The 25,377-nt window shown below is 41.9% G+C and carries 23 protein-coding genes; 2 read left to right on the forward strand and 21 right to left on the reverse strand.

Annotation, left to right across the window (positions count from 1 at the left end):
* Window positions 1-70: 70 nt before the first annotated feature.
* The 4 genes from ACP69X_RS11785 to ACP69X_RS11800 form a co-directional block, all read right to left on the reverse strand.
* Window positions 71-793, reverse strand: coding sequence for an amino acid ABC transporter ATP-binding protein (locus tag ACP69X_RS11785; protein ID WP_338527467.1), 723 nt, complete (start codon window positions 791-793; stop codon window positions 71-73).
* Window positions 786-1,442 (reverse strand): amino acid ABC transporter permease, encoded by a 657-nt coding sequence (locus ACP69X_RS11790; RefSeq protein ID WP_041086093.1) that lies wholly within the window; start codon window positions 1,440-1,442, stop codon window positions 786-788. The genes ACP69X_RS11785 and ACP69X_RS11790 overlap by 8 nt, the downstream gene beginning before the upstream one ends.
* A 114-nt stretch (window positions 1,443-1,556) precedes the next feature.
* Entirely contained in the window at window positions 1,557-2,321 is a 765-nt protein-coding gene (locus tag ACP69X_RS11795) for a transporter substrate-binding domain-containing protein (RefSeq protein ID WP_041086095.1), read from the reverse strand.
* 195 nt (window positions 2,322-2,516) lie between these two features.
* Window positions 2,517-2,954: a BrxA/BrxB family bacilliredoxin gene (locus tag ACP69X_RS11800; protein ID WP_024428021.1), complete on the reverse strand. Its 438-nt coding sequence runs from the start codon at window positions 2,952-2,954 to the stop codon at window positions 2,517-2,519.
* 169 nt (window positions 2,955-3,123) lie between these two features.
* Between ACP69X_RS11800 and ACP69X_RS11805 the strand changes: the two genes are divergently transcribed.
* Window positions 3,124-4,020 carry a YegS/Rv2252/BmrU family lipid kinase gene (locus ACP69X_RS11805; RefSeq protein ID WP_041086099.1) on the forward strand — a complete coding sequence of 299 codons (897 nt, stop codon included), beginning with the start codon at window positions 3,124-3,126 and terminating at the stop codon, window positions 4,018-4,020.
* A 13-nt stretch (window positions 4,021-4,033) separates the two neighbouring features.
* Here ACP69X_RS11805 and ACP69X_RS11810 read toward each other — a convergent pair whose 3' ends face one another.
* The 9 genes from ACP69X_RS11810 to ACP69X_RS11850 all read right to left on the reverse strand — a co-directional run bounded on the left by ACP69X_RS11810 (window position 4,034) and on the right by ACP69X_RS11850 (window position 14,460).
* Window positions 4,034-4,327, reverse strand: a complete 294-nt coding sequence (locus tag ACP69X_RS11810) for a YesK family protein (protein ID WP_041086101.1) — start codon at window positions 4,325-4,327, stop codon at window positions 4,034-4,036.
* A gap of 65 nt (window positions 4,328-4,392) precedes the next feature.
* On the reverse strand, window positions 4,393-5,655 hold the full coding sequence (locus ACP69X_RS11815) for a dihydrolipoamide acetyltransferase family protein (RefSeq protein WP_041086103.1): 1,263 nt from the start codon (window positions 5,653-5,655) through the stop codon (window positions 4,393-4,395).
* 19 nt (window positions 5,656-5,674) lie between these two features.
* Window positions 5,675-6,658, reverse strand: coding sequence for an alpha-ketoacid dehydrogenase subunit beta (locus ACP69X_RS11820; protein WP_024422925.1), 984 nt, complete (start codon window positions 6,656-6,658; stop codon window positions 5,675-5,677).
* Window positions 6,659-6,670: 12 nt separating this feature from the next.
* Window positions 6,671-7,663, reverse strand: coding sequence for a thiamine pyrophosphate-dependent dehydrogenase E1 component subunit alpha (locus ACP69X_RS11825; RefSeq protein ID WP_041086107.1), 993 nt, complete (start codon window positions 7,661-7,663; stop codon window positions 6,671-6,673).
* 17 nt (window positions 7,664-7,680) lie between these two features.
* Window positions 7,681-9,105 carry a dihydrolipoyl dehydrogenase gene (lpdA, locus tag ACP69X_RS11830; RefSeq protein ID WP_426052696.1) on the reverse strand — a complete coding sequence of 475 codons (1,425 nt, stop codon included), beginning with the start codon at window positions 9,103-9,105 and terminating at the stop codon, window positions 7,681-7,683.
* Window positions 9,095-10,216 (reverse strand): butyrate kinase, encoded by a 1,122-nt coding sequence (gene buk / locus ACP69X_RS11835; RefSeq protein WP_426052697.1) that lies wholly within the window; start codon window positions 10,214-10,216, stop codon window positions 9,095-9,097. Before buk ends, lpdA begins: the two co-directional genes overlap by 11 nt.
* Before the next feature lie 33 nt (window positions 10,217-10,249).
* A complete protein-coding gene (bcd, locus tag ACP69X_RS11840) occupies window positions 10,250-11,344 on the reverse strand; it encodes a branched-chain amino acid dehydrogenase (RefSeq protein WP_073979633.1) in 1,095 nt (364 codons plus the stop codon).
* 26 nt (window positions 11,345-11,370) lie between these two features.
* Window positions 11,371-12,264, reverse strand: a complete 894-nt coding sequence (gene yqiS / locus ACP69X_RS11845) for a phosphate butyryltransferase (protein ID WP_426052698.1) — start codon at window positions 12,262-12,264, stop codon at window positions 11,371-11,373.
* A gap of 123 nt (window positions 12,265-12,387) precedes the next feature.
* Window positions 12,388-14,460 carry a sigma-54 interaction domain-containing protein gene (locus ACP69X_RS11850; RefSeq protein WP_041086117.1) on the reverse strand — a complete coding sequence of 691 codons (2,073 nt, stop codon included), beginning with the start codon at window positions 14,458-14,460 and terminating at the stop codon, window positions 12,388-12,390.
* Window positions 14,461-14,609: 149 nt separating this feature from the next.
* Here ACP69X_RS11850 and ACP69X_RS11855 point away from each other — a divergent pair, with 149 nt between their 5' ends.
* Entirely contained in the window at window positions 14,610-14,846 is a 237-nt protein-coding gene (locus ACP69X_RS11855; protein ID WP_039179838.1) for a DUF2627 domain-containing protein, read from the forward strand.
* Between the two features lie 36 nt (window positions 14,847-14,882).
* On the opposite strand, the gene ACP69X_RS11860 is transcribed toward ACP69X_RS11855, so the two are convergent.
* From ACP69X_RS11860 to dxs, 8 genes are all read right to left on the reverse strand, one after another.
* Window positions 14,883-15,620, reverse strand: coding sequence for a glycerophosphodiester phosphodiesterase (locus ACP69X_RS11860; RefSeq protein WP_041086120.1), 738 nt, complete (start codon window positions 15,618-15,620; stop codon window positions 14,883-14,885).
* A gap of 228 nt (window positions 15,621-15,848) precedes the next feature.
* Window positions 15,849-16,949: a Rap family tetratricopeptide repeat protein gene (locus tag ACP69X_RS11865; RefSeq protein WP_073979631.1), complete on the reverse strand. Its 1,101-nt coding sequence runs from the start codon at window positions 16,947-16,949 to the stop codon at window positions 15,849-15,851.
* Between the two features lie 456 nt (window positions 16,950-17,405).
* On the reverse strand, window positions 17,406-18,209 hold the full coding sequence (gene spo0A, locus ACP69X_RS11870) for a sporulation transcription factor Spo0A (RefSeq protein WP_041086125.1): 804 nt from the start codon (window positions 18,207-18,209) through the stop codon (window positions 17,406-17,408).
* Between the two features lie 295 nt (window positions 18,210-18,504).
* A complete protein-coding gene (spoIVB, locus tag ACP69X_RS11875; protein WP_041086128.1) occupies window positions 18,505-19,782 on the reverse strand; it encodes a SpoIVB peptidase in 1,278 nt (425 codons plus the stop codon).
* 198 nt (window positions 19,783-19,980) lie between these two features.
* Entirely contained in the window at window positions 19,981-21,714 is a 1,734-nt protein-coding gene (gene recN / locus ACP69X_RS11880; protein WP_034280267.1) for a DNA repair protein RecN, read from the reverse strand.
* 33 nt (window positions 21,715-21,747) lie between these two features.
* On the reverse strand, window positions 21,748-22,197 hold the full coding sequence (ahrC, locus tag ACP69X_RS11885) for a transcriptional regulator AhrC/ArgR (RefSeq protein ID WP_024422938.1): 450 nt from the start codon (window positions 22,195-22,197) through the stop codon (window positions 21,748-21,750).
* A gap of 369 nt (window positions 22,198-22,566) precedes the next feature.
* On the reverse strand, window positions 22,567-23,421 hold the full coding sequence (locus ACP69X_RS11890) for a TlyA family RNA methyltransferase (protein ID WP_073979629.1): 855 nt from the start codon (window positions 23,419-23,421) through the stop codon (window positions 22,567-22,569).
* Window positions 23,418-25,319, reverse strand: a complete 1,902-nt coding sequence (gene dxs / locus ACP69X_RS11895) for a 1-deoxy-D-xylulose-5-phosphate synthase (protein ID WP_426052699.1) — start codon at window positions 25,317-25,319, stop codon at window positions 23,418-23,420. The genes ACP69X_RS11890 and dxs overlap by 4 nt, the downstream gene beginning before the upstream one ends.
* Window positions 25,320-25,377 lie beyond the last annotated feature (58 nt).

Consider the following 25,377-nt stretch of genomic DNA (forward strand, 5'->3'; position numbering starts at 1 on the left):
TGAACTTTTTTTACTTTCCCCATTATAATCAAAAAAAGAAGGAGATGTTAAGTCTCCTTCTCTTTTTTCTTTATAATATTTTTTGTAAGAAGTCTTGCGCACGCTGTGAAGATGGTGATTCAAAAAATTGTACTGGGTTTGCATCCTCTACAATTTTCCCGTCATCCATAAAAATTACACGGTCAGCCACTTCTTTTGCAAAGCCCATTTCATGTGTGACGATGACGAGTGTCATTCCAGATTGAGCCAGCTCTTTCATGACCTCTAATACTTCCTTGACCATTTCTGGATCTAGGGCAGACGTTGGTTCGTCAAACAGCATAATGTCTGGTGTCATTGCAAGCGCACGTGCAATCGCCACACGCTGCTTTTGACCGCCGGACAAACGGTTCGGGAAATCATCTTTTTTCTCTAAAAGCCCTACCTTTTTGAGCAGGTCTTCAGCTTGCTTGATGCTGTCTTCCTTCGATTGATTCTTCACATTCATTGGCGCATATGTGATATTTTCCAGCACCGTTTTATGCGGGAACAGATGGAAATGCTGAAATACCATTCCGATGTTCTCACGCACTTTTAGTGCATTCGTTTTTGGATTAGTGATTTCGGTGTCCTGAATCGTAATGACACCAGAAGTCGGCTTTTCAAGTAAATTCATGCAGCGGAGGAAGGTCGATTTTCCTGAACCAGATGGTCCAATAACCGCAACAACTTCCCCTTCTTTAATGGTCGTGTCGATCCCTTTTAAAACTTCGTTTTTACCAAAAGATTTTGTGAGTTTCTCTATTTTAATCATTTGATTTTAACTTCCTTTCCACCGACTTGCCGACAAAGGTGAGAACAAGCACGATGACATAATAGATAAGACCCGCAAAAATAAGCGGTTCAAGATAATTATACGTGACGGCCCCTGCTTGATAGGCTCGTCTCATGACATCACCCAGTCCGATGACTGTTACAATCGCTGATTCTTTTGTCAGTGTAATCGTTTCATTCACAAGTGCAGGTGAAATATTTTTAAACGCCTGCGGAAGCAATAAGTCCTTCATCATTTTAGCATAAGGGATGCCTAAAGCAACGGCCGCTTCTTTTTGACCTTTATCAATGGCATTAATACCCGCACGAATAATTTCAGATACGTATGCCGCCGAGTTGAGTGAAAATGCCGCTACAGCAGCCCAGTATTGATCGATTTGGAACCCAAGAAGCTGCGGCAGACCAAAATAAATAATGAGCAATTGAAGCACAAGCGGTGTGCCTCGGAAAATTGACGTATAAAAGTCTGCAAGCCAAATGAGCGGTTTAAACACACTAATTTTACAAAGCGTTAATAAAATCCCTAAGATAAATCCAAGGAAAAGGGATACCACTACAATAGAAAGCGTGACCTTAAGCCCTTCTAGAATAAAGGGCATCTGAGGTATTACATCTTTAAAATCAAACATGACATTCTCCTTTTTTTTGCCTTCATACAAAACAGGAAAAAAGTTCAACACGAGTTGAACTTTTCAGCGCTTTTCTACTTGATTTTCTTGAATGACGCTGATCCTTTTCCTGACTTACTTTTCATCAGCAAACCATTTTTTAATTAATTTATCAAGTTCACCATTATCTTTCATTTCATTTAATGATTTATTAAACTTCGCTGTTAAGTCGCTATTTTTCTTGAATGCAATGGCTGAACCTTCGTTTGAGCTGTTCAATCCAAATGCTTGGAAGTCTTTTTCCTTTTTCAAGTAACCAGCAGCTACTTTATCTTCAATAATTGCTGCATCAAAACGGCCTGCTTTGATCTCTTGAATGATATCAGAAATTTTATTACGGTCTTCGACTGTTAGGTTATATTTCTTTTGCAGTCCATTTGCTTCATCCTGTTGAATAGAACCTAATTGAACGCCGACTGTTTTGTCTTTTAAATCTTTCTCTGCCTTAATACCGCTAGATTTCTTTGATACAACCAAGTTTTTAGCATTGTAATAAACATCAGAGAAATCAACTTGCTTTTTACGTTTTTCTGTAGGTGTCATTCCTGCAAGAACAATATCAGCTTTGTTTGTTTTAAGGGCTGATACAAGGCTAGCAAAGTCCATATCTTGAATTTCTAGCTTGTAGCCGTTCTTTTTCGCTAGTGCTGTTGCAAGATCTACATCAAAACCGACAATTTTATCTCCGTCTTTTGATTCAAATGGCGGATAATCTGCTGATGTCGCCATCACGAGTGTTTTGTCATCTCCTGATGCGTTTGAATTATTAGAAGAAGTTCCGCATGCTGCGAGTGCAGCTGCAAGACCAGCTGTCATAAGTAATAATAACCACTTTTTCATATGATGATGCCTCCCAGTATTTAAAATCATGTATTAATTTGAATATTTATTCACTATAATGTATTTTAAACACTTTCTTTTTAAGATGCAATAGTATTTTGCTAAAATTATTTTGATTCTATTGTCTTATAAAACAAAAAGCAGACCGATCTAAAGACCGGACTGCTTTATATTTATTCATTCAAAAGTCATATGTTAGATTTCTTCGCAATGCTCATCAAAAGCGGCTTGTAGTTTTGACACGACTTCCATTGGCTCATGCCCTTCAATTTCATGACGCTCAACCATTTTAATGATTTTTCCATCTTTTAATAAGGCAAAGGATGGTGAAGATGGCGGGAATCCTTCAAAATACTCACGAGCTCTTGCTGTTGCTTCTTTGTCCTGCCCAGCAAACACTGTCAGTAATTGATCTGGACGCTTATCATAATGAACAGAATAGCCGGCAGCTGGTCTTGCAATACCGCCTGCACAGCCGCATACTGAATTCACCATAACAAGTGCCGTTCCTTTTTTAGTCAGTGCTTCGTCTACCTCTTCAGCTGACGTAAGCTCAGTGTAACCTGCCTGCTTAATTTCTTCTCTCGCTTGTTTTACAATATCATTCATAAATAAATTAAAATCAATATTCATGTCCGTCCACTCCTTTTGCGTACCATAACCATTTTAACTCCATCATATCAAGGAAAACGCCTGCGGGCAAATGTGTTGTCTTATCCGTCGGCTCTTTTTCCGAACATCGTTTATGAGCTGTCAAATTGGGGAAAAGTGATGATAAAGAGATGAAAGGGAGAACTGCGTGATGGCACAATTCAAAAAAGCGATGCTCATTTATAATGGAAATGCTGGACAAAAAAACATGGAAAAAACACTCGGTCAAACAGTGCCTCTTCTTTCTCTACATATTGATGAACTCATTCTAAAAGCAACAAAGCAGCCAAATGATGCTTATGATTTTTGCCGTCATATTGATGAGACGGTGGAATTGCTCATCATATTAGGCGGAGATGGTACCGTGCATGAATGCATAAACGGTATTGGCGGTTTAGAAAAAAGGCCTGCGGTAGCGATATTACCAGGCGGGACATGCAATGATTTTTCTAGAACGCTTGGTATTCCCCAACAGATGCAAAAAGCCGCTCAAATGATTGTAGACGGCATAGAAAAAAAGGTTGATTTAATCAAGGCTGAAGATCGATACTTGTTAAACTTTTGGGGCATTGGGCTGATTGCAGACACGTCCACCAATATTAATGACAAGGAAAAAGCCGTACTCGGCAAAATCAGCTATTTCACAAGTGCCCTGCGCACTCTGCAGCAAACAGATCCTTTTCACGTACGTATTGAGACCGAGAAGGAAAGCTGGGAAGAGGAAGCTGTCATCGTTCTTGTCATGAATGGACATTTTATCGGCACAAATAAAATCGATTTGCCAAATGCATCCATTGATGATGGAAAAGCGGAAATCTTAATTTGTAGAAATACGAGTTTCTCCGCTTTAAAGGAAATCTTTTCGATGAACCGTGAAGAGTTGGAGGATTTCACTGGCGATCTATCTCTCATTCAAGCGTCCAGTATTCGTATCCAGACGGAAGAAGAAATGGATGCCGATACGGATGGTGAGGTTTATATGAAGGCCCCCGCATCTTTAGAGGTGTTAAAACAGCATTTGACCTTTATTGTTCCAGCAGCAGAATAAAAAACGCCCAGCATCATTTTGATTCGGGCGTTTTTTTGATATAGCGTCTGTATAAATATTCAAGCGCATATCCGAGCAGTGTCCCGGCGAGAAGTGATATTCCTAAAAAGCTATTGGCTACTCCTTTAAACCCGCCGATAATCAGCAAGCAATACACAATTTGAATGATTGAAACGATCGATATGATGAGTAGTAATCTTTCAGGATGATTGCGTGATTTAGATATGTACCTCAGAAAAGCAAACGCAATCGCTGTGATAAACATGAGACCAATCGTTAGAAAAGCAAAAAAATCTAGTCCAGACATATCATCGCTCCTTTCTCCTAGATGTGGAAATCCCCCTCTCATGCCGGGAGGGGGGAACATAATGATTAATAAACAGATGTCTGCTCGTCGATGCCTTCAAGGATTTGTTTAATTCGTTGAAGGAATCTGCCGCATACAAGACCATCTAGTACTCTGTGATCTAATGAAAGACAAAGATTGACCATGTCTCTAGCCGCAATCATGCCATTTACAATCATCGGACGCTTCACGATCGATTCTACTTGTAAAATCGCCGCTTGCGGGTAATTAATGATTCCCATTGATTGTACCGAACCAAATGATCCGGTATTGTTGACAGTGAAAGTACCGCCCTCCATATCACTTTGCTTGAGTGTTCCTTGTCTCACTTTAGACGCAAGCTCATGAATTTCTTTGGCGATGCCCTTAATGGTCTTTTCATCCGCATCCTTAATGACTGGAACAAAAAGCGCGTCATCTGTAGCGACAGCAATCGAAACATTGATCGCTTTCTTCTGCACAATTTTATCTCCAGCCCACATGCTGTTCATTTCAGGGAATTCCTTTAAGGCCTGAGCCACTGCTTTGACAAAGAACGCAAAGAACGTCAAGTTAAAGCCTTCTTTTGCTTTAAACTGATCCTTCAGCTGATTTCTTCTTGTCACTAGATTTGTCACATCGACTTCCATCATCGTCCATGCATGCGGAATTTCATGTTTGCTTCTCAGCATATTTGCCGCAATTGCCTGCCGGACAGGCGTGACTGGCAGCTCAACATCACCAGGCATGGAAGGGACGGGAGGCACCGCTTTTGCTTTAGATGGAGATGGCTGCGCAGGCTCCGATTGAACAGCACGTTCATTGACAGTTACTGTCTTCTCTTTGACGCCGCCGTTTTCAATGAGCTGCAGCAAATCTTTTCTAGTAATTCGGCCGCCTGCTCCCGTACCTTGAACAGCTGTTAAATCAATGCCATGCTCATCTGCTAAACGAAGAACGGCTGGAGAGTAACGTTTCTTTTGACTTTGATTCTCATTTGTTTGATCTGCTTCAGGCGCTTCGCTTTGCTCAGGTGCTGCTGCTTCTGTCTCGCTCTGCTGCTCGCTTCCTTCAACTTCAATCTCACAGAATACTTCTCCTACTTGCAGCGTTTCGCCTTCCTCAGCCGATAGCTTTGTAATCGTTCCTGTAAAAGAAGACGGGACTTCTGCGTTCACTTTATCCGTCATGACTTCCGCAATCGGATCGTATTTATTCACATGATCGCCAGGTGAAACGAGCCATTTGCTAATGGTTCCTTCTGTTACACTTTCACCTAGCTGAGGCATTTTCATTTGTTCAATTGCCACTTTGAAACCCTCCTCTTTCTTAAAACGCCGCTAGCTCTCTCATTTCAGCTTCTACCTTATCCGGGTTGACCATGAAGAATTTCTCCATTGTCGGCGCATAAGGCATTGCCGGAATATCTGGTCCTGCCAGGCGTTTGATTGGTGCGTCTAAATCGAATAAGCAATGCTCAGAAATGATCGCCGCAACCTCACTCATGATGCTGCCTTCTTTTGTATCTTCCGTTAACAGAAGCACTTTCCCTGTTTTAGAAGCCGCTTCTATAATCGCTTCCTGATCAAGCGGGTACACTGTTCTCAAATCGAGAATATGAGCGGAAATGCCGTCTTTTGCAAGGCGGTCTGCTGCTTGCAGCGCAAAATGGACACAAAGGCCATATGTAATGACCGTAATATCATCGCCTTCTCGTTTCACATCTGCTTTTCCAATCGGAAGAGTGTAATCCTCTTCAGGCACTTCTCCTTTAATAAGGCGGTATGCACGTTTATGTTCAAAGAACAATACAGGATCTGGATCACGCACTGCAGCCTTCAAAAGACCTTTGACATCATAAGGTGTAGAAGGCATCACAATCTTCAAACCAGGCTGGTTAGCAAAAATCGCTTCGACCGATTGTGAATGATAAAGTGCCCCGTGTACTCCGCCCCCGTAAGGTGCGCGGATGACCATTGGACAGCTCCAATCATTATTTGATCGGTATCTAATTTTTGCAGCCTCTGAAATGATTTGGTTGATTGCAGGCATAATGAAATCCGCAAATTGCATTTCTGCAATTGGACGCATTCCATACATCGCTGCCCCAATACCTACACCAGCAATGGCTGATTCTGCAAGAGGTGTATCCATGACGCGCGCTTCTCCAAATTGCTCGTAAAGACCCGCTGTCGCTTTAAATACGCCGCCTTTTTTCCCGACATCCTCTCCGAGCACAAACACTTTCGGATCTCGTTCCATTTCTTCTTTCATCGCCAGTGTAATGGCGTCTATATATGACATAACAGGCATTTTTCTTCCCCCTTACTCCGCATACACGTAACGAAGTGCGCTTTCTGCCTCAGCATAAGCTGCGTTTTCCGCTTCATCAGTAGCTTCGTTTACGATTTGCATGATTTCTTTTGTCATCTCTTCTTTCATTTCAGAAGTCATGACGTTTCCTTCGATTAAATACGTTTCATATTGGATGAGCGGATCTTTCTTTCTTGCTTCGAGCACTTCTTCTTTTTCTCGATAGCTTGAATCATCGTCATCACTTGAATGCGCAGTTAAACGGTAAGAGATTGTTTCAATTAATGTCGGGCCTTCGCCTCTAGCCGCACGGTCTCTCGCTTCTTTGACAGCGGCATATACTTCAAGCGGATCATTTCCATCTACAGTTACGCCAGGCATCCCATATCCAATCGCACGATCTGAAATGCGTTCACAGGCCACTTGTTTGTCATATGGCACGGAAATCGCGTACTTATTGTTTTCACACATGAAAATCACAGGCAGTTTATGCACAGCAGCGAAGTTAGCGCCTTCGTGAAAATCTCCTTGGTTTGATGAGCCTTCACCGAACGTGACAAAGCTGACAAAGTTTTTCTGCTCTAATCGTCCAGCAAGGGCAATTCCCACCGCGTGAGGAACCTGCGTTGTTACAGGTGAAGATCCGGTCACAATTCGATTTGCTTTTTGTCCAAAATGCCCCGGCATTTGTCTTCCGCCTGAGTTTGGATCGTCTTGTTTTGCGAAACCAGACATCATTAAATCTTTTGCTGTCATCCCAAAAGCAAGGACAACCCCCATATCACGGTAGTAAGGTAAGACGTAATCTTCTTGTCTATTAAGGGCAAATGCAGCACCGACTTGCTGCGCTTCCTGTCCTTGACAAGAAATGACGAATGGAATTTTTCCTGAACGGTTTAAAAGCCACATCCGTTCATCGATTTTTCTTGCTAGAAGCATTGTTCTATATATGTCAATTGCTTGTTCATCTGATAATCCTAATTCCTGATGACGCATGTTACTCATCATGTTTCCCTCCTTGATTAAAAATGGATCGCCTTCCCGTCAACAGCAAGGGCTGCCTCGCCAATCGCCTCTGATAAGGTCGGGTGCGGATGTATCGTTTGCCCCACTTCCCACGGCGTTGCATCAAGTACTTTGGCTAATCCAGCTTCAGATATCATATCTGTTACATGAGGACCAATCATATGAATTCCTAAAATATCATCTGTCTTTTGATCGGCGATGATTTTGACGAATCCATCAGACTCCCCATACACAAGCGCTTTTCCAATCGCCATAAATGGAAATTTCCCTATTTTGACTTCAAAGCCCTGCTCTTTTGCCGCCTGTTCAGTGAGTCCAACACTAGCGGTTTCTGGGTGAGAGTAAACACATTTAGATACGAGCGTTTCATCGAGCGGCTTTGGATCTTTCCCAGCCATATGTTCAACAGCAATCATACCTTCGTGTGAAGCCACATGTGCCAGCTGAAGCCCACCAATGACATCTCCTATTGCGTAAATATGCGATTCTTTCGTTTGATAATGTTCATTCACGACAATGCCTTGCTTTTCGGTTTGGATGTCCGTGTTTTCAAGACCTATGCCCTCGATATTAGGTACTCTGCCGACTGAAAGAAGGAGTTTTTCCGCTTCAAATGTCTGAATGTCTCCATCCTTTTCCGCTTGAATTGTCACGAGATTTTCCTGCTTTTCTACGCTATCTGGCAGTACCTTCGCATTTGTCACAAAAGTGATGCCTTTTTTAGATAATAGCTTTTCCATTTCTTTAGAAATGTCATGATCCTCTGTTGGCAAAATGCGGTCTGCAAACTCAATCACAGTGACATTCACACCAAAATCATTGAGCATAGATGCCCACTCGATTCCGATCACTCCGCCTCCGACAATGAGCATCGACTGCGGAAGCTCTGGCAGTTCAAGTGCATCATCTGATGTGAGGATGTGTGTTCCATCTGCTTCAAGCCCTGGCAACACCCGCGGTCTTGAGCCTGTTGCAATGATGACCTGCTTTGGAATAAGCATTTCATTTTCCTCTCCATTTGCCATTTCTACGGAGATCGTTCCTGGCATTGGCGAAAAGATAGATGGGCCAAGAATACGGCCGATCCCTTCATATACATCAATTTTTCCTTGTTTCATTAAGTGTTTGACGCCGCCTGCTAGTTTTTCGACAATCTCTGTTTTTCTTTTCTGCACATTAGCAAAGTGCAAAGCAATGCCGCCTGCCTCAACACCAAAGTCAGCTGCGCGTTTGACGGTTTGATAAACTTCTGCACTTCTGAGCAGCGCTTTAGACGGAATGCAGCCTTTATGAAGACATGTTCCGCCGAGCTTTTCTTTTTCTACAACTGCTGTTTTCAATCCAAGCTGTGAGGCACGGATGGCTGCTACATAGCCGCCTGTGCCTCCACCAAGAATGACGAGGTCATATTCAGTTGCCATGACTTGTCACTCCTTTCTTTTCCTGTTGATCATTTGGGTATTCTTTCGGTGATTCTTCGTCTTTTAAAACACGAAGCGCACCTTCCGCTAACGATTGCAGCTCATTTTCACCTGGATACACGACAACATCTGAAATCCAGTCAATATAGCCGCGAATACTTGATGTAATTTGTTTGCTGTACGCAAGTCCGCCTGTTAATACAATGACGTCAACTGCTCCTTTTAAAACAGCGCTAGCCGCACCAATTTCCTTGGCAATTTGATAGCACATTGCTTCATAAATGAGCGCCGCACGCTCATCACCTGCTTCAATCATGCGTTCCACTTTTACAGCGTCTGTCGTGCCAAGATAGCCCGCAAGTCCGCCTTCGCCAATAATGCGTTTGAGCATTTCCTCTTGGGTATACTCTCCCGAAAAACAAAGATTTACAAGATCACCTGTCGGCAAGGTTCCCGCACGCTCAGGACTGAAAGGACCTTCGCCATGCAAACCATTATTCACATCGATGACTTTCCCTTTTTCATGAACACCAATGGTGATACCGCCGCCCATATGAGTAATAATCATGTTCAAATCTTCATAACTTTTTCCAAAAGAAGCCGCTGTTTTTCTTGCGACCGCTTTTTGATTTAATGCATGAAAGATGCTTTTTCTTTTGATCGTTGGCAGCCCTGAAATACGAGCAATTGGCTTTAGTTCATCCACCACAACTGGATCGACAATAAAAGCTGGGATATTCAGGCCAAGTGCGATTTCTCTCGCAATGATTCCGCCGAGATTGGATGCATGCTGGCCGGCATATCCTTCTTTTAGATCTTTCACCATTTGCTCATTGACTTCATATGTGCCTCCTTCAATCGGACGAAGGAGACCGCCACGCGCGCACACTGCATCAAACTTTGAGATATTCATCCCCTGTTCATGCAGTGTTTTCAAAATGGTTTCTTTGCGGAAAGAAAATTGATCAATGATATGAGGAAACGACTTTAATTCCTCATCTGTATGTCTAAGTGTCGTTTCAAAAATAGAACGTTCATTATGAAACACACCAATTTTTGTTGAAGTAGAGCCAGGATTAATCGTGAGAATACGCCATTCTTTTGTCAGCAAAAACAAAACCTCCGTTTCAACTCATTCTTCCAATTAGCGACGACTTAAAATATGTTGACCATTTTGCAAGAATTGACTTCTTGATTTGCGCATTCTTTCAATTCGCTCTTCAGCCAATCGGTCTGCCGCTTTATAAGTTGGAATGGCATCACGGTTTGAAATTTCAATCACACGTTCAATATTTTGATAAATGCCTTCGACTTTTTTCATCGCACGATCTGCATTATAGCCATAAAGCTCATCAGCCACGTTAATCACACCGCCTGCATTGATCACATAGTCAGGAGCATATACAATCCCCATTTCATGGATAAGGTCTCCGTGATGCGTTTCTCTTAGCTGGTTATTTGCAGCACCTGCAATCACTTTTGCTTTTAACTTTGGAATGGTTACATCGTTAATGGTTGCACCAAGTGCGCACGGTGCATAAATATCACATGCTTGATCATAAATATCGTCAGGATCGACTGCTTTTGCGCCGAAGTCTTCAACAGCTCGCTTGACAGAGTCTTTGTTGATATCTGTGACAATAATCTGTGCGCCTTCTTCGTGCAGATGTTTACACAGATTGTAGGCCACATTTCCAACACCTTGGACAGCAATTGTTTTTCCTTCTAATGAATCTGTACCGAAAGCAGCTTTGGCAGCGGCTTTCATTCCTTTATATACACCGTAAGCTGTGACTGGAGACGGATTTCCGGATGAACCAAATGCAGGAGAGATCCCTGTGACAAAATCGGTTTCTTCATGAATGAGGTCCATGTCTTCTACCGTTGTACCGACATCTTCCGCTGTAATATAGCGGCCATTCAGCCCTTGAATGTAACGTCCAAATGCACGGAACATTTCTTCGTTTTTGTCTTTTCTCGGGTCACCGATGATCACTGTTTTTCCGCCGCCAAGATTAAGTCCTGCTGCCGCGTTTTTATAAGTCATTCCTCTTGCTAGACGCAGTGCATCCTCAATGGCTGCTTCTTCGTTTTCATACGTCCACATTCTCGTTCCGCCTAGTGCAGGCCCAAGTGTTGTATCATGAATCGCAATAATCGCTTTTAAGCCAGACTGCTCATCCTGACAAAATACAAGCTGTTCATAATCGTAACGTTCCATATATTTAAAAAGTTCCATTGTGTTATTCCTCCTATTACTTCCGCTTAATTTGATGTACAGATGGCAAGCGCAATTGAATAAAGCTTACTTTCAGCTGAATCAGACCGGCTTGTTAAAGCAATCGGCGCCTTCGCTCCTGCCACCACAGCTCCCACCTTCGCATGTGCAAAGTAGATGAGAGATTTATAAAGAATGTTTCCTGACTCAATTGTTGGCACAAGCAAAATATCTGCATGGCCGGCTACATCACTCGTAATATTTTTATGAGAAGCTGCCGTTTGAGAAATGGCATTATCTAAAGCAAGAGGCCCATCAATCAGGCATCCAGAAATTTGCCCCCGCCGATTCATTTGCGCAAGACTTGCCGCAGTTAAAGTTGAATCCATTGCCGGATTCACGACCTCGACCGCAGAGAGCACTGCAACCTTTGGCATGTCGTTTCCGACAGCTTGTGCTACTTGAACAGAATTGATCGTAATCTCTTTCAGCATATTTAAATCGGGCGCGATGTTCATCGCAGAATCTGTAACATAAATAAAGCGGTCAAAGCCCGGTACTTCGAATGCTGCGACATGTGATAGGACACTTGCTGTCCTGAGCCCATATTCTTTATTCAGTACCGCTTTTAAAAGAACGGCTGTCGGGACATGCCCCTTCATCAAAATATCTGCATGCTTCTCGCTCACTGCCTGCACGGCTATTTTGGCAGATTCTTCTGGAGAATCTGAATGAATAATATCTATCCAATCCTCATCGATATCATGCTGTTTCACTAGCTCCTTCAGGTTGCGTTTGTTCCCAACCAGGAGAAAGCGAGCGACCTTTCGCTTAATTGCCATCTTGATGGCATGAAGCACTTCTTCGTCTTCTGCATGAGCCACAGCCGCCGTTTTATTCTGCAGCTGGGCGGCTTTCATAATCAGATCGTCAAGCTTCATATATGCCCACCTTTCCTTGTGCTCGGTTCATGTTTTATATGCAAGTTCCGTGCCAGTTTGAAATGCAGTAAAATGAGGCAGTTTGCATGACATTCGTGCAATCTATTGCAGGTTACATGCATTTTATTGCATGCTATCTTTTGCAAGTTGATATTTATCCATTTTATAGTAAAGGTTCCGAATGCTGATCCCTAACGTTTTCGCTGTTTTCGTGCGATTGAATTGATGCTTTTCAAGGGTTTGTTTAATCAGCTGCGCCTCAAATGCCTCAACAGCATCCGAAAGCGTCTCTCCCTCAAATTGACTGACAGCCAGTTCCTGCTGCTCTTTTTCTTCCTGATCTTCAGACTCCATGAACGAAATATGCCCCTCATCAATCCATTCTTCTTGCGGGTTTAAAAAGATCATGGCTCGTCCAAGTACATTTTCAAGCTCTCTTACGTTTCCAGGCCACTTATATGATCGCAGTCTATGAAGTGCCTGTTCTGTTAACCCGCGCACGTTTCGTCCATAGTCTAAATTAATCTTTTGGATGAGACGTTTGCTTAACGAGTCAATATCCTCAAGGCGCTGCCTTAGCGGCGGGATGGAAATCGGGTATCTGTTCATGCGATAATATAAGTCCTCTCTGAACTTTCCTTCTGCCATCGCTTTTTCAATATTGACATTTGTCGCCGTGATCACACGAACATCGACCGGTATGGCCTTTGTTCCGCCTACTCTTACAATTTCTTTCTCCTGCATGACGCGCAGCAGCTTCGCCTGTGTACTTGGCGTCATTTCACCAATTTCATCTAAAAAAATGCTGCCTTGATTTGCCTCTTCAAACAGCCCTTTTTTCCCGCCGCGCCTTGCACCAGAGAACGCCCCTTCTTCATAACCAAAAAGCTCTGACTCTAAAAGGGTCTCTGATAAGGCTGCACAGTTGACCCGTACAAAGCGATTATATTTCCGGTCACTTTCATTGTGAATGGCGTGCGCAAACAGCTCTTTTCCAGTACCTGATTCCCCCCGGAGTAAAATGGTGGCTGGCGTTTTTGCGCCTAGCTTTGCCTGCTCAAGTGCCACAAGCATTTGCTCACTTTCTCCAATGATGTCTTCAAATGTGTACTTTGCTTCAAGTGTCCGGATAAGCTGCCTTGCTTTATTTAGTTCATTCGTGAGTGATTGAATTTCTGATACGTCATGAATGACGCCGACACTACCTTTTAAGATGCCATCAACGATAACTGGCGCTACGTTGACGATCACATCTTTTTTATTCGGCCCGACTTTCATTCTGACACCTCGGACCGGCCTTCTTGTTTCAAGTACCTTCAAATGCATGCTTTCTCCTTCAGAAATATCTGCACCTGCTGGTTTCCCCACAACTTCTTTATCTGTTAATCCAGTCATTTTCGTATAAGCTCGGTTGATCAAGATCCCTTTTCCCTGCTCATCAACAACCGATATGGCTTCATCTGACGATTGAATGATTGCCTCCAGCATTGTTCGCACTTCTTTAAGGTTGGTTACTTCCTCCGCAAGCTCAACGGCATCTGTAATATCTTTAAAGATGGATAAAGCACCTAGCATTCTCCCCGCGTCATCAATAATCGGCAAACGCGTTGTGACAATTTGTATTTGCTGGTTCAGAAATTGTTTTTGATTAAATTCTGGCTCTCTCGATCTTAAAATGTCGGGAAGTTTTGTGTTTGGAATCACTTCTCGTATGTGGCGGCCAATCGCATCTTTTTGCGAGCATCCAACCATTTTGGCCGCTGATCGATTAAACAGGACGACTTCTTCGTCCATGTTTATAAAAATCATCCCATCGTTCGTTGCATTAAAAATGCGGTCATGCTTATAGGTTTGTTCCTTTAATATTTGAATTAGCTGCTGTTTTTCTGACATTAATTCTGATATGACATAAGCCATTGAACTTGGAACAATGACTGCGTGCTCTGGCTTTTTTTCCATCAGTTCTTTCAGCACTGCTGAACTGCCTGTTGTTTCAATGATGATATCAATGTCATCTTTTATGTATTCTTTCCAATCCGTTGTTGTATCAATTCCATTCTTTTTCGCTTCTGCCATCCCCGGTGCCTCAAGATCAAGGTCGGCGATCGCAATGATTTGAATCATATTTGTTTTCAGCAATGTTTCTAGTAATGCTGATCCACCCTGTCCTGCACCGACAATCAAGACTCTCTGCATCCCGTTACCCCTTTATATGAAAAAATTTGCACACCATATTTTTCCGTTGCAAAAAATTGCACAACTCTTATATTACCACGTTTTCCTTTCTTGACAAAATATTTTTTGAATTAGACAATGGAAGTAAATGACGTTTAAGGGGACATTTGATGGGGAGAATACTTGCACTAGTGATTATTTTAATACCTGGCGCGCTTGCTGCACTTGGGATTAAGCTGCTGCGTGACACTGTTTTCGGCATCATCATTGCACCATTTCCATTTTTATGGCTGCAAGGAATTGCAGGGTTGTTATTTTTAGGGGGAGGGCTTTATGTAGTGGCTGGCTTTATTTTATATAGAGACCGTAAACGAAATAAAGTGACTGCTCGCTTTAAGCAGAGATAAAACGTGAAAAAAAGACCCGCTGATGATAGCAGGTCTTTATTTCATTTCTTCTCTTATTTTCACGGCTCGGTCAGGAAAATCAGTGAAAATGCCATCGACACCTAAGGAAAACATGTTTTTCATTTGCTTTTCACTATTTACTGTAAACGGCCTGATCACTTGCTGAGATGCATGGAGAGCTGACACGACCTCTTTAGTCACGCCTGCACCCTTAATATTTGGATGATAGCCTCTTGCTGGTACTGTTTTTATATACTTCTCCGGCTGATGAATCACATCCATTGTGAGTACAGCAAGTTCAACATGCGGCATCAGTTTGTGAAAAAGAGCTAAACTGCCGTGATGAAACGATGAAACAAGTACACGGTCTTCTATTTGAAAATGCTCGATTTGCTTTTTTACTTTCTCCTCGATACCTGGATATCGATAAATGGAGTTTTTCAGTTCAATATTAATGATCAATGATGATTGCTGCGTCACTAGCTCTAATACTTCCTCTAAAAGAGGAATGGATACAGCACCGGTTTCTTCATAAAAAGAATGACTCGCATCTCCCGCTTTTAATTCTTCATATGTATGATCTTTCACTAAACCTTTCATATTCGTTGTTCTGTTCAGTTTCTCATCATGAATGACAGCAAGTCTACCGTCTTTCGTCAGCTGAACATCCAGCTCAATTCCGTCAGCTCCGGAATGGAGTGCATGCTCGAAGGCTATCATGGTGTTTTCTGGATAAATGCCTTTAAAGCCTCTGTGTGCAAAAATTTTCGTCATAGGTCACCTCTAAATATGATGCTTCCTTTCATTATGACGTGTCTTTTTTCGTTTTTCCAGTTTTGAGCGCATAAAAAAAACCTCTTCTGATTCGCATGAAGAGGTTGACAGATAAATTCGATCACGTAATCGCTCTGATGGCTTGCTCTGTCGTCTCTGCGTCAAGAGCAAAAAGGGAAGAAACAACTGCGACTGCTGTAACAACGGTTACACCTAACAACAACTTTTTCATAAGATAACCTCCACTTTCTTTTGAAGTATTTGTGCATCGAATTTCTTTTCAAGAAAACGAATGGCATTTTGATAATCATTTCGTTCCTTGAAGTATTTCGATATTTGTTCAGACAAATCCTCAAGCTCCACATATAATCTATTTTTTTCTATGTAGTCTAATTTTTCAGAGAATACGTCTGCTGCCCCACTATTCTCGCACATCAAATCTAAAATTTCAAATTTTACTATATATTCATTATTTTGGATATCGCAACTATACAAAATCCCCTCTTTAATATATTCCCTCGCCTCTTGATCTCCTAGATGTACTAAGGCATTTGCCAGAACATATAAAGATTGGATGTAATAATGACTATTGTCACGGTGAATTTGAATGCCCATTCCTTTTTTTGCATAATGTGCGCTTTTATCATAATCATGCTTTGCATAATAAAGAACAGCTAAATTGTGATAACATTTCCCAATCAGCACTTCATTGTTAATGCGCTCACTTTTCTCAAGTGCTTCTTTATACTTTTTCTCTGCTTCATCGAATTGGAACAAATCAATACAATTACTTGCATGTAAAATCAAGCTGTCAATTGCCTGTGCTGTGTACTCTTCATGCGCTTTGAATGTATCGATAGCTTTTTTAATATGATTAATGGATATGAAATTTTGTTTCAGTTCGTAATAGATCGAAGCGACCTTATGGTGAAAAGTTCCTACTTCCAGATCTTCATTCACACGTTTTAGCCGCTGTTCTGCAATTTTGTAAAAGCTAATGGCTTCATCATACTTTTTCACATATGCAGCATATTGGCCTTTGTAAAAGTAAAAATAAAAATTAATAATGTCATCTGCCTTCTCATCGAGCGTTCCGACACTTTTCATAATTTGATTGGCTTTTTCAATATTTCCAAGTAACATTTCATGTCTGCCGTCAACAAGCTGATAATAAAGGAGAACTTCACGGTCTTCATCTGTATTTTTTAGCAAATTCTGAATTTTCGCTTTATAGACAGCAGATTTTTCTAAGTCATTCTGAGAAATGACCCTCGTCCACTTGCTAATTTCGTTCGCTACCTCAGCAGAGTGGATTTTCAGCTTTCCCATAACCTCACCCTCTTCTTTTCATTATTATAGCATAGTAAAAGAATGTGAAAATTATTAAATTCGACAATGGGAATATTCAGTTCAAATGGCACAATCTCTAAGAAGCCAGTGACTTTAAAACGCCAACCAATCAGGTCAATAGAAATAGAACTTTCGATCTCGTTTGCTTTAATTACCAAATCCATAAGACCTTTTCCTCTCATCCTTTTTCTTACGAATGAGCGTTTTCTTCTTCTATTTTGAAGACTTCATGATCGATTGGCGCAGCTGATTACCACTACTCTATGTCTTTTTTATTTTTTTCATGCTTTATTTTTCATTTTATTCTGAAAATAAAGCAGCCCGTTTGTCCAATTTAAACATTAAAATGATTTTATCAACCTAACCAATTTTTGACAACATGTTTCAAAATAAAAAAACGTCTCAATGAAGAAACGTTTTTTCATGAAAAATAAACTAGCTAGCTCTATGCTCTAAGCGCAGACGATCAGCTACCATGGCAATAAATTCTGAATTGGTTGGTTTCGCTTTTGACATGCTGACAGTATAACCAAAGAGTGAGGAAATGGAATCAATGTTTCCTCTGCTCCAAGCGACTTCAATGGCATGACGAATCGCTCGTTCTACCCTGCTGGCAGTCGTGTTAAATTTCTTTGCAATGTCTGGGTACAACACTTTAGTAATGCTTCCGAGAAGCTCAATGTCATTGTACACCATAGAAATCGCTTCTCTTAAGTATAAATAGCCTTTAATATGAGCAGGCACGCCAATCTCATGAATAATGGTTGTAATGCTCGCATCTAAGTTTTTACGTTTCGGTTCAGGTTTGTTACGAAGAACACTGTTTTGGATTGATGAAGAGCGATGGGTAACTTGTGTGCCGTTTCCACTGACTTGACGAATATGACCTACTAGGTTTTCCATATCAAATGGCTTTAAAATGAAATAGGATGCGCCCAAATCAACTGCTTTTTTCGTGACATCTTCTTGTCCAAATGCCGTTAGCATAATCACACTTGGCTGTTTTGACATTTCATTGTTTTCACGGAGGCGTTCTAGTACAGCAAGACCGTCTAAATGAGGCATAATAATGTCTAAGAGGAGAACGTCGGGCTCTTTATCTTTAAATAATGTCAGGCATTCCTGACCATTATACGCCACACCAAGTACTTCCATATCTTCCTGTCCCTCAATGTACTCTGTCAAAAGGCCAACAAGCTCTCGATTGTCATCAGCTACACACACTTTAATTTTCTCCACGTTCTTTCCTCCCCAATGTCGATTCCTTTAGTCTTTTGCATTTCTCTTCTGAGTGTTCAATTCGACAAAACCATGCTATCCCCTTTAAAAAACTTTAATTTTCCGAATAATAGAGCATTATCTAGCTTTTTCTACGTTTTTCTTAACGAATCGACGATTATTGCAATTTGACAACATGCTTTTTTCCATTTTGTCGAAAAATCTCTTTTTCCTTATTTTATAACATGATGGAAGAGAAAGAAAGGGTAGAAAAAAACTGCCGGAAGATTCGCGGCAGTTTGATGATCAGCTATGATCAGCTTGCTTTTTTGTTTTTTTGATAAAGGTCGATGCCTGCTTCTGACAGCATCCATTCAATGTGTACGCCGTACCCGCTAGTCGGATCATTGACGAATACGTGTGTGACAGCTCCAATGACTTTGCCATTTTGGATGATAGGGCTTCCGCTCATTCCTTGGACGATTCCGCCCGTTTTGCTTAAGAGCCGCTCATCTGTTACCTTCAATACCATTCCTTTAGTTGCTGGGAATTTCTGCGGTGTTGTGCTGACGATTTTAATATCAAACTTCTCCACTTTATCATGATCCACAACGGTTAAAATTTCTGCTGGGCCTTCTTTTACTTCATTTGATAAAGCGACTGGAAGTGGCTTATCTGCTACATGATTTTCAAGCTTTTCCGTTAACGTACCAAAGATACCAAAAGGGCTGTTGCGGGAGATATCTCCTATTGTTTTTCTTTCGGAAGAAAATCTCGCCAATTTTTCTCCAGGATTGCCTCCTGTGCCTTTTTCAATCGATGTCACGGTTGATCTGACAATTTCACCATTGTCGACAACAATTGGTTTTTTTGTATCCATGTCAGAAATCACATGCCCAAGGGCACCATATTTTTTAGATGAAGGTTCAAAAAAGGTCATCGTGCCGATTCCTGCTGCAGAATCACGAATGTAAAGACCAATTCGATAGATGCCTTCACTTGCATCTTTTGCCGGTGTTAATGTTGTTTGAAAGGTTTTATGATCTCTCTTTATGAGCAAACGAAGCGTTTCACCCGTTTTCCCTGCTTTCTGAATAAATGGGGTGAGGTCATTCATTTTCTCCATTTTTTGACCATTTATTTCAATGATCATATCCCCTGATTGAATGCCTGCGGCTTCACCTGGTGATTTTTTGCCGTCTGCTGTTGTGATTTGATGAAAACCTACAACGAGAACTCCTACAGAGTGGAGCTTGACGCCAATGGATTGTCCTCCAGGAACGACTTTTAATTCAGGGAGAACGTCAACTTTTGTTTTCTTAATAGGAAATCCTTTAAAATCATAAACAATTTCGGCTTTTCCCGCCTTTTGTCCTGTAATATCCAGCTGATTCTTTTTCTCTGAAAGGCTAAAGGCTGGTGAAGAAGCATTGGCTGACGCTTCAATCGATGTGTCAATTGAGTGCTTCTGTTTTTCAAATACAGCAACATTTGTTGGAATGCTGATGTATTCCTTCACTATGCTCATAAACCCTGTACTTATTAAAGAAACAAGGAGAATCACACCAATGGCTTTTCTCATCTTTTCGGGCATTCATTTTTCACTCTCCTCGCTCCTTACCCACACCAGAACACTCATGTTTTGGCTACATCTTTACTTTTGCCTTCTTCGAGAGGATTTATAACCGGCAGCTTTAGAAAATGATTGGATAAATTGATAAAAGAAAAAGACGATTTTATGGGTATATACGCCGGCTTTTACACAACATAAAAAAGGCAGCTGATGATTCAACTACCCTGTTGTTTTGACATCATTTGCTTGGTGCAATAGTTCTTTTGCGTGCTGTTTTGTCAGCTCAGTCACTTCCACACCGGCAATCATCCGGCCAATTTCACTCACTTTTTCTTCATGACTTAATGGTTTGACACTCGTCAGTGTTCTGCCCGCTTTCGAGCGTTTCGAAATGAAGAGATGTGTGTCAGCCATTGCGGCTACTTGAGGCAGATGTGTAATACAGAGCACTTGTGATCCAGACGCAACTTTGTAAATTTTCTCAGCAATGGCTTGTGCGACTCTGCCGCTCACGCCTGTATCAACTTCATCGAAAATAATGGATGTGACGTCTTGTTTGGCTGAGAAAATACTCTTCACAGCGAGCATGACACGTGAGATTTCTCCACCTGAGGCTACTTTCGATAAAGATTTCATCGGTTCGCCTGTATTTGTAGAAATGACAAATTGTGCTTGGTCGATTCCATTTTTCCCGAGCTGGACCGGTTTTCCGTCTAATAGCGGACAATCGGTGCTGCCAAAAGGCGCATATCGAACAGAAAAAGCTGTGTCAAATGATGACTTCTCCATATACAAATCCTTGAGCTCCGTTTGAATTTGCTTCGCTAGCTTTTTGGCCCATTTTTTACGTAACTCCGAAACGTTAAGTGCTTCCAGCAGGGCATCACGGCTCATCGCATCCAATTTATTTTTGAGCGTCTGCAGATGGCTGTCTCGATTTTGGATTTGATCTATTTCTTCTTCAATCTTCGCCGCATACTCCAAAATTTCCTCAACGGTTGTGCCGTATTTTCGTTTTAACTGCTTCATTTCATTCAGCCTGGATTCAATAAAATCAAGACGAGCCGGATCGAATTCTAATTGATCCAGCATGCTTCGCATTTGAAAAGTTGAATCCTCTAATAAGTAGTAGGAATTCGATACTTGTTCAGATAGCTTTTTCAAATCATCATTGATCTCAGACACTTGCTCAAGCTCGCTTGAGGACATGCCAACCCAATCTAGTCCTCCTTGCTCATTACGCAAAGCGTTATACGCGTTTTGGAGTGAGGAATAGATTTTCTCGTAGTTGCTGATTTGATGACGCTCTTCCTGAAGCCGCTCATCTTCTCCCGGCTCTAACTGCGCTGCCTCAATCTCCTCTAGCTGAAATTGCAGTAAATCTAAGCGGTGCACCATTTCCTGCTCATTCTCGGACAGCTGTCTTAGCTTTTGAGCCGTCTTCATATATTGATCATATGCTTCTTGATACTGCAAGAGAGCTGGTGCAATTTCTTCTGCTCCAAATTGATCGAGCAAATGCAGATGATTTTCATCTTCCATAAGCAGCTGGTTATCGTGCTGACCATGTATATCAAGCAAAAGCCGTCCTACTTCACGTAAAAGTGAGATGGTGACAAGCTTTCCATTAATGCGGCAAATGCTTTTCCCGCTGTTGTTAATATCACGGCGGAGGATCATCATTTCATCTGATGCGTCAATTCCCTGCTCTTCGCATAGAGCAAATACAGGATGATCGGCTGGTACAAGAAAAAGCCCTTCCAGCTCTGCTTTTTTTTCACCGTAGCGGACAAATTCAGAGGACCCTCTTCCTCCCACGAGAAGTGAGACAGCATCAATCATGATGGATTTTCCGGCACCTGTTTCCCCTGTTAGGACCGTGAGTCCTTTTTCAAATGAAACCGTTAACTCTTCAATGATTGCAAAGTTTTTAATGGTTAGTTCTGCTAACACTCATTTGACACCTCTTTTAGTAAACCTGATTCTTTATAGAAGCTCTAAAATTTTGCTCGAAACTGTCTCTGTATCATCTGGGGTGCGGCAAATGATTAAAATGGTATCATCTCCGCAAATCGTTCCCATAATTTCTTCCCAATCTAAATTATCCATTAAAGCACCAATCGCCTGAGCATTACCCGGCATTGTTTTCAGAACAATTAAATGACTGGCAGCATCCATTTTGATAAATGCATCCATTAGGGATCGCTTCAGCTTTGACAGCGGGTTAAACCGCTGATCCGCAGGAAGACTGTATTTATATGTTCCATTGTTCGTCGGAACTTTCACTAAATGTAATTCTTTAATATCTCTAGAAACGGTCGCTTGTGTGATGTTATATCCATCGGCTTTCAAAATATCGACCAATTCATCTTGTGTTTCGATCTCTTGGCTTGCAATGATTTCTCTAATTTTAATATGCCTTTGACCTTTATTCATATTTGACCCCCCTAGGCGTTTTATTCTCAGTTTGTCTTTATGTTCTATGTTATATGATGCTCACTTCAAAAAACAAGCATTACGTGAGATCCTGTCGATTCTCGTCTTTTGACCATGTAAAAAGGAATAATAGCGAGCTATTATTCCTTTCAGCGTGTAGACAAACCCTCGCATTCGGTGTCAGTCCTGCGCGCTGGTGCTCACGAATGTCAAATTCGCTCCGCTCTAGTGCTCGAACTTCCTAGACTTCAAAGGTTTTCTATCACGCTGAAAAGAAGACAAAGGGCTAAAATAAAGATCATTTTAACCCTTTGTCAACAATCTGAAAAGGAATAATAGCGAGCTATTATTCCTTTTGTTTCAATGATTTCATGTGTCAGCCGGCTCAGGGCTGTTTTTCTTTTCTTTCAATACAGAATGGGCTTCCTTAACGACTTTCTCAAGTTCTGAAGCAGGAAGTGCCACATTTTCTTCTTGATCAGGATGAAGCACTAAATGAAGCAGAAATTCAATATTTCCGTCTCCACCAGTGATAGGCGAAAATGAAACATCCTTTACATCATAGCCTTCTTTAGCAGCAAATTGATTCATTTCCTCTAGTACACCGAGGTGAACAGACGGCTCGCGCACGATGCCTTTTTTCCCAACAAGCTCTCTGCCCGCTTCAAATTGAGGCTTGACGAGTGCAATACAGTCCCCACCCGGAACAAGAATATGCTTTAAAGCTGGCAGAATGAGTTTAAGTGAAATAAAAGATACATCAATTGAAGCCACTTCTGGTAATCCTTCAGTAAAATCAGCTGGAACGGAATGGCGGAAATTGGTGCGCTCCATGACGATGACCCTGTCATCCTGCCTTAATTTCCACGCAAGCTGATTGTAGCCAACGTCTACAGCATATGATTTGACCGCTCCATTTTGAAGTGCACAATCAGTAAATCCACCTGTTGATGAGCCAATATCAATCAGCAATTTCCCTTCAACTGTCAGGTCAAATTCTTTGAGCGCTTTTTCGAGCTTTAACCCGCCGCGGCTTACGTATTTGAGAGGATTCCCCTTCACTGTGAGCGGAGTATCACGAGCAATTTTCTCTCCTGGTTTATCCAAACGGTTTTCATTTGAGTAAACGATTCCTGCCATGATGGCACGCTTTGCTTTCTCTCTTGTTTCCATTAGTCCTTGTTCGACTAATAAAACGTCAAGTCGTTCTTTCTTTGATGTCATGATCCAATTCCTTTTCTTGGTGCTGCGGGAAGCAGGTCACGTAAAGTCTCAGCAACCTGTGCTTTCGTCAGACCAATTTCTTCAAGCAGGGCATCAACACTTCCATGCTCAATAAATTGATCTGGGATACCCATACGTTCTACTTTGATATGTGATGCTTTTTTGTCGTGTAGATATTCTAATACGCTGCTGCCAAATCCGCCTTGGAGCACAGCTTCTTCAATTGTTAAAATCGGAATCCCTTCTGAAAGAATGTCATTTAGCATCGCTTCATCAAGCGGCTTAATAAATCGAGCATTGACGACACGAATTGATTTTCCTTCTTTTTGAAGTTCCTCAGCTGCTTGCAGCGCCATTTTAATCGTCGTACCAAATGTTAAGATGACGGCATCCTTCCCTGGACGAAGAACCTCCCAAGACCCAATCAGAATGGTTTTCAGCTGTTCATCCATTTTCACGCCCAGCCCATTTCCACGCGGGAAACGCATGGCAATAGGACCGTCATCATACTGAATGGCTGTATTGACCATGTGCTGACCTTCATTTTCATCCTTCGGCATCATGAGCACCATATTCGGCATATGACGCATAAAGGCAATATCAAACACACCTTGATGCGTTTCTCCATCTGCGCCGACAAGACCCGCACGGTCAATCCCGATAAAGACATTGAGGTTCTGACGGCAAATATCATGCAGCACTTGATCATAGGCTCTTTGCAGGAACGTTGAATAAATCGCTAAAAATGGCTTCATATCCTGCGTCGCAAGCCCAGCTGCCATTGTGGCTGCATGCTGCTCAGCAATTCCTACATCAAACATTCGCTCTGGAAATTCCTTTGCAAAGCCTTCAAGTTTTGAGCCAACAGGCATCGCAGGCGTGATGGCCACAATTCGCTCATCTTTCCGCGCCAGCTTTCTGACAGTTTCACTGACAAGACCACTCCATGACGGTGCAGCTGCTGCCGGTTTTACAAAATCACCAGTATCAATTTTGTATGGACCTGTGCCGTGCCATGTCCCAATTTTATCGGATTCTGCCGGCTGATAGCCTTTTCCTTTTTTCGTGATGACATGCAGCAGGACAGGGCCTTTTGTTTTCTTTGCATATTCAAGGTTTTCAAAAAGATCGTCATAAGAATGTCCATCGACAGGACCTAAGTAAGTGAATCCCATTTCCTCAAAGAACATGCCAGACACAAGTAAATACTTGAGACTGTCTTTAATACGCTCTGCTGTAGCAGCAAGCTTTCCGCCTACGGCTGGGATCCGCTTGAATAAATATTCAAGCTCGTCCTTTACCCATTGGTATTTGCCTGCTGTGCGTAGTCTGCCAAGCATTGTGTGAATTGCACCGACGTTTGGTGCAATACTCATTTCATTATCGTTTAAGATAACGATCATATCTTTCTTTTCATCACCGATATGATTCAAGGCTTCCAGCGCCATACCTCCGGTTAATGCACCATCTCCGATAATCGGCAGGATATATTCATCTGTCCCTTTAATATCCCGCGCCGCTGCCATACCCATCGCGCCAGATAATGAGGTTGAGCTGTGGCCTGTTTCCCAAACATCATGCTCACTTTCATTTCGTTTAGGAAAACCGCAAAGTCCTTTATATTGACGAAGTGTATCAAACTCCGCCCCTCTTCCAGTTAACAGTTTGTGAACATAAGACTGATGTCCAACATCCCAAAGGAATTTATCTTTCGGGCTGTCAAATACTTTATGAAGGGCAACCGTAAGTTCAACGACACCCAGGTTCGGACCGATATGCCCGCCAGAGTTAGCCAAGGACTCAATTAAAAACATGCGAATGTCAGCACTAAGCTCCTCTAATTCTGCATTTGACATTCCTTTTAGAAACGTTGGATTTTTTATTGATAAAAGATCCAATCAGGATCAACTCGCTTTCAACAAAATTTCTATCTACATATATAATGCCTTATTCCTT

The organism is Bacillus sp. DC4300-2b2 (assembly GCF_049895685.1).
GTDB classification, from domain to species: Bacteria; Bacillota; Bacilli; order Bacillales; family Bacillaceae; genus Bacillus; species Bacillus safensis.